This window comes from Rathayibacter sp. VKM Ac-2857, from assembly GCF_013205025.1.
Taxonomy (GTDB): Bacteria; Actinomycetota; Actinomycetes; order Actinomycetales; family Microbacteriaceae; genus Rathayibacter.
In genome coordinates this window covers 1,060,269-1,069,359 of the sequence record NZ_JABMLE010000001.1, presented here as the reverse complement: position 1 = coordinate 1,069,359, position 9,091 = coordinate 1,060,269, and the positions used below count along the sequence as shown (strand labels likewise).

The following is a 9,091-nucleotide window of genomic DNA, read 5'->3' as shown; positions in this document are numbered from 1 at the left end:
GAGGAACCATGGTGGATCTCGGCAAGCTCGGACGACAGGCCGGCGAGCTGTTCAACAGCAAGAAGGTCCAGGACACGCTCCGCAGCGAGAAGGCGGAGGGAGTCTCCGACCAGGTTCTGGAGAAGACCGGCGACATCGCCAGCCGCCTCACCAAGGGCAAGTACGACGACCGCATCGAGGACCTCAAGCGCCAGGCCGACAAGCGCCTCGGCAACGAGTAGCGCAGGGCCGGGGGCGTCCGTCAACCCGCTGACGGTGCCGGAGCCCCCGCCCTATCGTCGGGTCGATGGCTGATTCGCTCACGCAACGACTCCGCAGGACCGATTCGAGCGGACGCGGCTACACCCGGGTCCGTTCCGGCACCGGCTTCAGCTACCGCGACCCCCGAGGCGCGACGGTCACCGACCCCGAGCTGCGCGACCGCTTCGACCACCTCGGCATCCCGCCGGCGTGGCAGGAGGTCTGGATCGCTCCGTATCCCAACGGGCACATCCAGGCGACGGGCGTCGACGGCGCGGGCCGACGGCAGTACATCTACCACCCCACCTGGCGCGAGCAGAAGGACCGGATCAAGTTCGATCGCGCGCTCCGGCTCGCGGAGGCGCTGCCCGCCGCACGACGGCGGGTCACCGTCGCCCTCCGCGAGGACGGGCCGACCCGCGAGCGCGCCCTCGCGACCGGGTTCCGGATGCTCGACACCGGCTCGCTCCGGGTCGGCAGCGAGCAGTACGCGAAGGAGCACGGCAGCATCGGCCTGACCACGCTGCTCTGCTCGCACGCCACGACGCACGGCGACCGCGTGGCGCTCGCCTTCCCCGGCAAGAGCCACCAGGCCTGGACGAGCGAGATCCTCGACCACGATCTCGCCCGCGTGGTCCGGGCGCTGAAGCGCCGCGGTCCGAACGCGCGGCTCCTCGCGTGGAAGGACGGCCGGCAGTGGCGCCCCGTCTCGGCCGGCGACATCAACGACTACGTGCGCGAGCGCGCCGGGGACGACTTCACGGCGAAGGACTTCCGCACCCTGCACGGCACCGTCGCCGCGGCGCTGAGCCTGGCGAGGACGGGGCCGCAGCCGACCCAGCGCCTGCGCACGAAAGCGATCTCGCAGGCGATGAAGGACGCGTCGGAGGTCCTCGGGAACACGCCGACCGTCGCCCGCGCGAGCTACGTCGACCCCCGGGTGCTCGACCACTTCCGGGCGGGCGAGACGATCGATCCGGCCCGTCCGGAGTCCGCCGAGACGACGCTGCGCGCCCTGCTCTTCGAGTGAGCCGCGGGCGTCGCCCGGGCTCCTCGACGCCCGGGATTCCGCGGGTGGACGCCGCCGCCCGTGGAGCCCGGAAGCGCGACACGCCCGGGTTGCACGGGTGCGGGATCCGTGAGAGACTCTTCTAGTTCAAAATTTCCGTCCGCGCAGCGTGCTGCGAGGGGATGGAACACTGCCAGGCAGTGCCGAGACGGCGCCCCAGCGGCTCGACCCGAGAGGGCGGCCCCGCGAGTGCGGCGTCGAGGCGGCGGGTAGCAGAACGACAACAACCGACAACTCAACGGGCTCTCCGTGCGTCGTGCGTTCTGCACGGCTCTCAGAGCGCCTGGAGCGCGGTGCTTTTGACAGAAGAACACTGGTGGACTCCTCCGGTTCTCCGGATGTTCCTTCGCGAGCGCGTCCTATGCGACACGAGTCCGGCTCCGGCCGGGGGAGTGGCGTACGACGCAACAACAAGAGAGTGAGAGATCACACATGGCGGGACAGAAGATCCGCATCCGACTGAAGTCGTACGACCACGAGGTCATCGACACGTCGGCGCGCAAGATCGTCGACACGGTGACCCGTGCCGGTGCAACGGTCGTCGGCCCCGTGCCGCTTCCGACCGAGAAGAACGTGGTCTGCGTGATCCGTTCTCCCCACAAGTACAAGGACAGCCGCGAGCACTTCGAGATGCGCACCCACAAGCGCCTCATCGACATCATCGACCCGACGCCCAAGGCCGTCGACTCGCTGATGCGCCTCGACCTCCCGGCCGACGTCAACATCGAGATCAAGCTCTAAGGAGGAGTGCCACCATGTCTGTCACTGTTTCCCCCACGCTGAAGACCAGCAAGGGCCTCCTCGGCACCAAGCTCGGAATGACCCAGGTCTGGGACGAGAACAACAAGCTCGTCCCCGTCACGGTCATCGAGATCAGCCCCAACGTCGTGACCCAGGTCCGCACGGAGGAGAAGGACGGCTACACCGCCGTCCAGCTCGCCGCCGGTGCGATCGACCCGCGCAAGGTGAACAAGCCCGCTGCCGGTCACTTCGACGCCGCGGGCGTCACCCCCCGCCGCCACCTCACCGAGGTCCGCACCTCCGACGCCGCCGACTACTCGGCCGGCCAGGAGCTGACCGTGGACGCCGTCTTCGAAGCCGGCACCAAGGTCGACGTCGTCGGCACCTCCAAGGGCAAGGGCTTCGCCGGTGTCATGAAGCGTCACAACTTCAAGGGCGTCTCGGCTTCGCACGGTTCGCACCGCAACCACCGCAAGCCCGGCTCCATCGGCGCCTCCTCGACCCCCAGCCGTGTCTTCAAGGGCATGCGCATGGCCGGTCGCATGGGTGGCGAGCGCGTCACCGTGCTCAACCTCAAGGTGCACTCCGTCGACGCCGAGAAGGGTCTGCTGCTCGTCAAGGGCGCCGTCCCCGGTGCGCGCGGTCGCCTCGTGTTCGTTCGCAACGCCGTGAAGGGAGCGTAGTTCCATGGCTACCTCTGTCGACATCATCGACGTCCAGGGCAACAAGTCGGGCGCGTTCGAGCTCCCCGCCGAGCTCTTCGACGTCCAGACCAACATCCCCCTGATCCACCAGGTCGTCGTGGCGCAGCTCGCCGCGGCGCGCCAGGGCACCCACTCCACGAAGAACCGTGGCGAGGTCTCGGGAGCCGGCCGCAAGCCGTTCAAGCAGAAGGGAACCGGTCGCGCTCGTCAGGGCTCGATCCGCGCCCCGCACATGACCGGTGGTGGCGTGGTCCACGGGCCCACCCCCCGCAGCTACGCGCAGCGCACCCCCAAGAAGATGATCGCCGCGGCCCTGCTCGGCGCTCTCTCGGACCGCGCTCGCGGTGCCCGCATCCACGTGGTCGAGTCCCTCGCCCTCGGCGACACCCCGAAGACGAAGGACGTCCTCGTCCTGCTCGACGCCCTCTCGGTGTCGCGCAACGTCCTCGTGGTCCTCGAGCGCGACGACTTCGTCGCCGAGCTCTCGCTGCGCAACGTGCCCTTCGTGCACATCCTGCCGTCCGACCAGCTCAACGCGTACGACGTGCTCGTCTCCGACGACATCGTCTTCACGAAGGCCGCACTCGACGCGTTCGTCGCCTCGAAGTCCGGCGCCAAGAAGGAAGAGGTGAACGCATGAGCCAGTCCGCCGCGTTCAACAAGGACCCCCGCGACGTCATCATCTCCCCGGTGGTGTCCGAGAAGTCCTACGGCCTGATCGACGAGGGCAAGTACACCTTCGTCGTCGACCCGCGCTCCAACAAGACCGAGATCAAGCTCGCGATCGAGAAGATCTTCGGTGTCCAGGTCGCGTCCATCAACACGCTGAACCGTCAGGGCAAGACCCGCCGCACGAAGTTCGGAGCCGGCAAGCGCAAGGACACGAAGCGCGCGATCGTCACGCTGAAGTCCGGCACCATCGACATCTTCACGAGCGTCGGCTGAGCCGAAGAAGCGTAGAGGAAACAGACAATGGCTATTCGTAAGTACAAGCCCACGACCCCCGGTCGCCGCGGCTCCAGCGTTGCCGACTTCGCCGAGATCACCCGATCGACGCCCGAGAAGTCGCTCCTTCGCCCGCTGTCCAAGACCGGTGGCCGCAACAACTCCGGCCGCATCACGACGCGTCACATCGGTGGTGGCCACAAGCGCCAGTACCGTCTGATCGACTTCCGTCGCAACGACAAGGACGGCATCAACGCCAAGGTCGCTCACATCGAGTACGACCCCAACCGCACGGCGCGCATCGCGCTGCTCCACTTCGTGGACGGCACCAAGCGCTACATCCTGGCTCCGAACAAGCTCTCGCAGGGCGACGTCGTGGAGTCGGGCTCGGGTGCCGACATCAAGCCCGGCAACAACCTGCCGCTGCGCAACATCCCGACCGGTACGGTCATCCACGCCATCGAGATCAAGCCGGGCGGCGGCGCCAAGCTCGCCCGCTCGGCCGGCACCTCGGTCCGCCTCGTCGCCAAGGACGGCCCCTACGCGCAGCTCCGTCTGCCGTCGGGCGAGATCCGCAACGTCGACGCGCGCTGCCGCGCCACGATCGGCGAGGTCGGCAACGCCGAGCAGTCGAACATCAACTGGGGCAAGGCCGGCCGCATGCGCTGGAAGGGCGTCCGCCCGACCGTCCGCGGTGTCGCGATGAACCCGGTCGACCACCCCCACGGTGGTGGAGAGGGCAAGACCTCCGGTGGACGCCACCCGGTCAGCCCCTGGGGCCAGTCCGAGGGACGCACCCGTCGCCCCAACAAGGAGAGCGACAAGCTCATCGTTCGCCGCCGCACCGCCGGTAAGAAGCGCAAGTAGGAGTTGTAGAAGATGCCTCGCAGTCTCAAGAAGGGCCCCTTCGTTGACGACCACCTGCTCCGCAAGGTGTTCACGGCCAACGAAGCCGGCAACAAGAACGTCATCAAGACCTGGTCGCGCCGTTCGATGATCATCCCGGCGATGCTGGGTCACACCATCGCGGTCCACGACGGACGCAAGCACATCCCCGTGTTCGTGACCGAGACCATGGTCGGCCACAAGCTCGGCGAGTTCGCCCCCACTCGGACCTTCCGCGGTCACGAGAAGGACGACAAGAAGGGCCGTCGCCGCTGACGCGGCGACGAGAAGGAGGAGAGAAATGGTGGAGTCGATCGCACGCGTGCGACACATCCGCGTCACCCCCCAGAAGGCTCGCCGTGTCGTGAACCTGATCCGCGGGAAGCAGGCGGAGGAGGCCCTGGCCATCCTCAAGTTCGCCCCGCAGGGTGCGTCCGAGCCCGTCTACAAGCTCGTCGCCTCGGCGATGGCCAACGCTCGCGTCAAGGCCGATGCCTCGAACGAGTACCTCGACGACCAGGACCTGTTCGTGTCCCGCGCCTTCGTCGATGAGGGAACCACCCTCAAGCGATTCCAGCCCCGTGCTCAGGGTCGTGCCTTCCGCATCAACAAGCGCACCAGCCACATCACCGTCGTGCTGGCCACTCCTGAGGAGGGGACCAAGTAATGGGTCAGAAAGTAAACCCCTACGGTTTCCGTCTGGGAATCACCACCGACCACGTGTCGCGCTGGTTCTCCGACAGCACCAAGAAGGGCCAGCGGTACAGCGACTTCCTCGCTGAGGACGTCAAGATCCGCCGGCTCCTCGCCACGCAGCTCGACCGTGCGGGCGTCGCCCGCATCGAGATCGAGCGCACCCGTGACCGCGTCCGCGTCGACATCCACACCGCCCGCCCGGGCATCGTGATCGGTCGCCGCGGCGCCGAGGCCGAGCGCATCCGCGCCGACCTCGAGAAGCTCACCGCCAAGCAGATCCAGCTGAACATCCTCGAGGTGAAGAACCCCGAGGCCGAGGCTCAGCTGGTCGCGCAGGGCATCGCCGAGCAGCTCTCCGCCCGCGTGGCCTTCCGCCGCGCCATGCGCAAGGGTCTGCAGGGCGCGCAGCGCGCCGGCGCCAAGGGCGTCCGCATCCAGGTCTCCGGCCGCCTCGGCGGCGCCGAGATGAGCCGCTCGGAGTTCTACCGCGAGGGACGCGTGCCGCTGCACACCCTCCGCGCGAACATCGACTACGGCTTCTACGAGGCGAAGACCACCTTCGGCCGCATCGGCGTGAAGGTCTGGATCTACAAGGGCGACATCACCAACAAGGAGCTCGCACGGGAGCAGGCGAACAACAAGTCGTCGCGCCCCGAGCGCAGCGACCGTCCGCGTCGCGCCCCCCGCCAGCAGAGCGAGGCGCCCGTCGCAGCAGGAGTTGAGGCATAACCATGTTGATTCCGCGTCGAGTCAAGCACCGCAAGCAGCACCACCCGGGCCGTTCCGGCCAGGCCACCGGTGGCACCAAGGTGTCGTTCGGTGAGTACGGCATCCAGGCCCTCACCCCGGCCTACGTGACCAACCGTCAGATCGAGTCCGCTCGTATCGCCATGACGCGCCACATCAAGCGCGGCGGAAAGGTGTGGATCAACATCTACCCCGACCGCCCGCTGACCAAGAAGCCCGCCGAGACCCGCATGGGTTCCGGAAAGGGCTCGCCGGAGTGGTGGGTCGCGAACGTCAAGCCGGGTCGCGTCCTCTTCGAGGTCGCCGGCGTCGACGAGCAGCTCGCTCGTGAGGCCATGACCCGTGCCATCCACAAGCTGCCCCTCAAGGCACGCATCATCAAGCGCGAGGAGGGAGACGCATAATGGCGATCGGATCCAAGGAGCTCGTTCCCACCGAGCTCGACACCTTCGAGGACGAGCGTCTCGTCACGGAGCTGAAGAAGGCCAAGGAGGAGCTGTTCAACCTCCGCTTCCAGTCGGCCACCGGCCAGCTGGACACCAACGGCCGCCTGCGTGCCGTCAAGCGCGACATCGCCCGCATCTACACGGTCATCCGTGAGCGCGAGCTGGGCATCCGCGCCACCCCCGCACCCGTCGAGGCCCCGGCCAAGGCGGAGAAGAAGCCGAAGACCAAGAAGGCCGCCAAGGCCGAGGTCGAGGCGACCGAGTCGAACGAGGAGGCCAAGTAATGGCAACCGTCACTGACAGCGCCGGCCACGAGTCGGCCGCCCACGACATCAAGGAGGCGGGCGCTCGCGGTTACCGCAAGACCCGTCGCGGCTACGTGACCAGCGACAAGATGGACAAGACCATCGTCGTCGAGGTCGAGGACCGGGTGAAGCACCCGCTGTACGGCAAGGTCATCCGCCGCACGTCCAAGGTCAAGGTCCACGACGAGCTGAACTCCGCCGGCATCGGCGACTCCGTCGTCATCAGCGAGACCCGTCCCCTCAGCGCCACCAAGCGCTGGCGCCTGGTCGAGATCCTCGAGAAGGCCAAGTAGGCCTCGGCCCGCTTGAGTTAGCAGGAGAGACACATGCTTCAGCAAGAATCCCGAGTCAAGGTCGCCGACAACACCGGCGCCAAGATGCTCCTCACCATCCGCGTGCTCGGTGGCTCCGGCCGCCGCTACGCCGGCCTCGGTGACGTCATCGTCGCGACCGTCAAGGACGCGATCCCCGGCGGAAACGTCAAGAAGGGCGATGTGGTCAAGGCCGTCATCGTCCGCACCATCAAGCAGACCCGTCGTCCCGACGGCTCGTACATCAAGTTCGACGAGAACGCCGCCGTGATCCTGAAGAACGACGGGGACCCCCGCGGCACCCGCATCTTCGGTCCGGTCGGTCGCGAGCTCCGCGACAAGAAGTTCATGAAGATCGTCTCGCTGGCACCGGAGGTTATCTAGTCATGGCCAAGATCAAGAAGGGTGACCTCGTGCAGGTCATCTCGGGCGCGACCCAGGCCCGCGGCGGAGACCGCGGCAAGCAGGGCAAGGTTCTCGAGGTCCTGGTCGAGAAGAACCGCGTCGTCGTCGAGGGTGTGAACTTCGTCAAGAAGCACAACCGCGTCGGCCAGTCGCAGCGCGGCTCGAAGGAGGGCGGCATCGAGACCATCGAGGCCCCCCTCCACATCTCGAACGTCGCGGTCGTCGACCCGAAGACCAAGAAGCCGACCCGGGTCGGCCACCGCAACGTGGCCGTCACCAAGGACGGCGTGACCAAGACGGTTCGCGTGCGCTACGCGAAGGCGTCGGGTGAGGAACTGTAATGACTGACACCACCGCAGTGGCTGCGAAGGTTCAGCCGCGGCTCAAGGCCAAGTACCAGGCCGACATCATCCCCGCTCTCAAGGAGCAGTTCGGCTTCTCGAACGTCCACCAGGTCCCCGGACTGGTCAAGGTCGTCGTGAACACCGGAGTCGGCGAGGCTGCCCGCGACGGCAAGATCATCGACGGCGCCATCAAGGACCTCACGGCGATCACGGGCCAGAAGCCCCAGGTCACGAAGGCCCGCAAGTCCATCGCGCAGTTCAAGCTGCGCGAGGGCCAGGCCATCGGCGCGCACGTCACCCTCCGCGGTGACCGCGCGTGGGAGTTCCTGGACCGCCTGCTCTCGGTGGCGCTGCCGCGCATCCGCGACTTCCGCGGTCTCTCGGACCGCCAGTTCGACGGCAACGGCAACTACACCTTCGGCATCACGGAGCAGTCGATCTTCCACGAGATCGACCAGGACCGCATCGACCGCGTCCGCGGCTTCGACGTGACCGTGGTCACCACCGCGAAGACCGACGACGAGGGTCGCGCGCTGCTCAAGCAGCTCGGCTTCCCGTTCAAGTCGGCGGACAACGCGTAGCACGACCCCCGAGGCCGGAGGGCGGATCACCCGCTCTCCGGCCTCGCTGTGCACCCGGCCGTTCCGCCGTCCGGGTGCGCACCAAGAGCTCCGGTCCTCCTCCGGAAGGATCGGCCGTCGGCCCTCGACCGCCGGCCTCCAGCCGTGTACCATGGCTCGTTGGCCTGCGCTCGCGCGGCCGCATGGGCGTCGACGTCGTCGGCGCCGTCCCACACCACAGGTCGTCACTCTTGTAAAGGGTGCCGAAACCAGGCGAGAAAGGCACCATCAGCCATGACCATGACTGATCCGGTCGCAGATCTGCTGACCAGAATCCGCAACGCGAACTCCGCGCACCACGACTCCATCGCCCTCCCCGGCTCGAAGCTCAAGGCGAACATCGCCGAGATCCTCAAGCGCGAGGGCTACATCTCCGACTGGAAGGTCGAGGAGGCGCGCGTCGGCACGACGCTCTCCATCTCCCTCAAGTACGGACCGAACCGCGAGCGCTCCATCGCCGGCATCAAGCGAGTCTCGAAGCCGGGCCTGCGCGTCTACGCGAAGTCGACCGAGATCCCCACCGTTCTCGGTGGCCTCGGCGTCGCCATCCTGTCCACGTCGAGCGGTCTGCTGACCGACCGTCAGGCCGAGAAGAAGGGCGTGGGTGGGGAGATCCTCGCCTACGTGTGGTAA

17 protein-coding genes are annotated in these 9,091 nt (G+C 67.3%); all 17 read left to right on the top strand.

Annotated features, from left to right (window positions below; all coding sequences use genetic code 11):
- The first annotated feature begins 8 nt into the window (after positions 1–8).
- The 17 genes from HQQ86_RS04970 (at position 9) to rpsH (ending at position 9,091) form a co-directional block, all read left to right on the top strand.
- Positions 9–221 (top strand): Rv0909 family putative TA system antitoxin, encoded by a 213-nt coding sequence (locus HQQ86_RS04970; protein WP_133960597.1) that lies wholly within the window; start codon positions 9–11, stop codon positions 219–221.
- Between the two features lie 65 nt (positions 222–286).
- Complete coding sequence (locus HQQ86_RS04965; RefSeq protein ID WP_173286902.1) at positions 287–1,270, top strand: DNA topoisomerase IB; 984 nt, start codon at positions 287–289, stop codon at positions 1,268–1,270.
- A 471-nt stretch (positions 1,271–1,741) separates the two neighbouring features.
- Entirely contained in the window at positions 1,742–2,050 is a 309-nt protein-coding gene (gene rpsJ / locus HQQ86_RS04960; protein WP_005050520.1) for a 30S ribosomal protein S10, read from the top strand.
- 14 nt (positions 2,051–2,064) lie between these two features.
- Positions 2,065–2,733, top strand: a complete 669-nt coding sequence (rplC, locus tag HQQ86_RS04955) for a 50S ribosomal protein L3 (protein WP_104224566.1) — start codon at positions 2,065–2,067, stop codon at positions 2,731–2,733.
- Between the two features lie 4 nt (positions 2,734–2,737).
- The gene (gene rplD / locus HQQ86_RS04950; RefSeq protein WP_160087622.1) at positions 2,738–3,394 is read left to right on the top strand and encodes a 50S ribosomal protein L4; all 657 of its coding nucleotides are present in this window, start codon (positions 2,738–2,740) and stop codon (positions 3,392–3,394) included.
- Positions 3,391–3,699, top strand: coding sequence for a 50S ribosomal protein L23 (rplW, locus tag HQQ86_RS04945; protein WP_160087624.1), 309 nt, complete (start codon positions 3,391–3,393; stop codon positions 3,697–3,699). Before rplD ends, rplW begins: the two co-directional genes overlap by 4 nt.
- A gap of 27 nt (positions 3,700–3,726) precedes the next feature.
- Positions 3,727–4,566: a 50S ribosomal protein L2 gene (gene rplB, locus HQQ86_RS04940; RefSeq protein ID WP_123445043.1), complete on the top strand. Its 840-nt coding sequence runs from the start codon at positions 3,727–3,729 to the stop codon at positions 4,564–4,566.
- A gap of 12 nt (positions 4,567–4,578) precedes the next feature.
- On the top strand, positions 4,579–4,860 hold the full coding sequence (gene rpsS / locus HQQ86_RS04935; RefSeq protein ID WP_055787078.1) for a 30S ribosomal protein S19: 282 nt from the start codon (positions 4,579–4,581) through the stop codon (positions 4,858–4,860).
- Positions 4,861–4,885: 25 nt separating this feature from the next.
- Positions 4,886–5,251 (top strand): 50S ribosomal protein L22, encoded by a 366-nt coding sequence (gene rplV / locus HQQ86_RS04930; protein WP_123445044.1) that lies wholly within the window; start codon positions 4,886–4,888, stop codon positions 5,249–5,251.
- The gene (gene rpsC, locus HQQ86_RS04925) at positions 5,251–6,009 is read left to right on the top strand and encodes a 30S ribosomal protein S3 (RefSeq protein WP_173286900.1); all 759 of its coding nucleotides are present in this window, start codon (positions 5,251–5,253) and stop codon (positions 6,007–6,009) included. The genes rplV and rpsC overlap by 1 nt, the downstream gene beginning before the upstream one ends.
- A gap of 2 nt (positions 6,010–6,011) precedes the next feature.
- On the top strand, positions 6,012–6,431 hold the full coding sequence (rplP, locus tag HQQ86_RS04920) for a 50S ribosomal protein L16 (RefSeq protein WP_123445045.1): 420 nt from the start codon (positions 6,012–6,014) through the stop codon (positions 6,429–6,431).
- Positions 6,431–6,757: a 50S ribosomal protein L29 gene (gene rpmC, locus HQQ86_RS04915; RefSeq protein WP_056037322.1), complete on the top strand. Its 327-nt coding sequence runs from the start codon at positions 6,431–6,433 to the stop codon at positions 6,755–6,757. The genes rplP and rpmC overlap by 1 nt, the downstream gene beginning before the upstream one ends.
- Positions 6,757–7,071: a 30S ribosomal protein S17 gene (gene rpsQ, locus HQQ86_RS04910; protein ID WP_123445047.1), complete on the top strand. Its 315-nt coding sequence runs from the start codon at positions 6,757–6,759 to the stop codon at positions 7,069–7,071. The genes rpmC and rpsQ overlap by 1 nt, the downstream gene beginning before the upstream one ends.
- Positions 7,072–7,104: 33 nt before the next feature.
- Positions 7,105–7,473, top strand: coding sequence for a 50S ribosomal protein L14 (rplN, locus tag HQQ86_RS04905; protein WP_123445048.1), 369 nt, complete (start codon positions 7,105–7,107; stop codon positions 7,471–7,473).
- Positions 7,474–7,475: 2 nt separating this feature from the next.
- Positions 7,476–7,835, top strand: coding sequence for a 50S ribosomal protein L24 (rplX, locus tag HQQ86_RS04900; protein ID WP_123445049.1), 360 nt, complete (start codon positions 7,476–7,478; stop codon positions 7,833–7,835).
- On the top strand, positions 7,835–8,419 hold the full coding sequence (gene rplE / locus HQQ86_RS04895) for a 50S ribosomal protein L5 (RefSeq protein ID WP_160087626.1): 585 nt from the start codon (positions 7,835–7,837) through the stop codon (positions 8,417–8,419). Before rplX ends, rplE begins: the two co-directional genes overlap by 1 nt.
- Before the next feature lie 273 nt (positions 8,420–8,692).
- Positions 8,693–9,091 (top strand): 30S ribosomal protein S8, encoded by a 399-nt coding sequence (gene rpsH, locus HQQ86_RS04890; RefSeq protein WP_123445051.1) that lies wholly within the window; start codon positions 8,693–8,695, stop codon positions 9,089–9,091.

Excerpts from the sequence above, each read along its gene's own strand:
- rplE (WP_160087626.1), top strand. The coding sequence starts at position 7,835 with ATGACTGACACCACCGCAGTGGCTGCGAAGGTTCAGCCGCGGCTCAAG.
- rplW (WP_160087624.1), top strand. The coding sequence starts at position 3,391 with ATGAGCCAGTCCGCCGCGTTCAACAAGGACCCCCGCGACGTCATCATC.
- rpsS (WP_055787078.1), top strand. The coding sequence starts at position 4,579 with ATGCCTCGCAGTCTCAAGAAGGGCCCCTTCGTTGACGACCACCTGCTC.
- rplP (WP_123445045.1), top strand. The coding sequence starts at position 6,012 with ATGTTGATTCCGCGTCGAGTCAAGCACCGCAAGCAGCACCACCCGGGC.
- rpsQ (WP_123445047.1), top strand. The coding sequence starts at position 6,757 with ATGGCAACCGTCACTGACAGCGCCGGCCACGAGTCGGCCGCCCACGAC.
- rpsJ (WP_005050520.1), top strand. The coding sequence starts at position 1,742 with ATGGCGGGACAGAAGATCCGCATCCGACTGAAGTCGTACGACCACGAG.
- HQQ86_RS04970 (WP_133960597.1), top strand. The coding sequence starts at position 9 with ATGGTGGATCTCGGCAAGCTCGGACGACAGGCCGGCGAGCTGTTCAAC.
- HQQ86_RS04965 (WP_173286902.1), top strand. The coding sequence starts at position 287 with ATGGCTGATTCGCTCACGCAACGACTCCGCAGGACCGATTCGAGCGGA.
- rpsC (WP_173286900.1), top strand. The coding sequence starts at position 5,251 with ATGGGTCAGAAAGTAAACCCCTACGGTTTCCGTCTGGGAATCACCACC.
- rplD (WP_160087622.1), top strand. The coding sequence starts at position 2,738 with ATGGCTACCTCTGTCGACATCATCGACGTCCAGGGCAACAAGTCGGGC.
- rpsH (WP_123445051.1), top strand. The coding sequence starts at position 8,693 with ATGACCATGACTGATCCGGTCGCAGATCTGCTGACCAGAATCCGCAAC.
- rplV (WP_123445044.1), top strand. The coding sequence starts at position 4,886 with ATGGTGGAGTCGATCGCACGCGTGCGACACATCCGCGTCACCCCCCAG.
- rplC (WP_104224566.1), top strand. The coding sequence starts at position 2,065 with ATGTCTGTCACTGTTTCCCCCACGCTGAAGACCAGCAAGGGCCTCCTC.
- rplN (WP_123445048.1), top strand. The coding sequence starts at position 7,105 with ATGCTTCAGCAAGAATCCCGAGTCAAGGTCGCCGACAACACCGGCGCC.
- rplB (WP_123445043.1), top strand. The coding sequence starts at position 3,727 with ATGGCTATTCGTAAGTACAAGCCCACGACCCCCGGTCGCCGCGGCTCC.
- rplX (WP_123445049.1), top strand. The coding sequence starts at position 7,476 with ATGGCCAAGATCAAGAAGGGTGACCTCGTGCAGGTCATCTCGGGCGCG.
- rpmC (WP_056037322.1), top strand. The coding sequence starts at position 6,431 with ATGGCGATCGGATCCAAGGAGCTCGTTCCCACCGAGCTCGACACCTTC.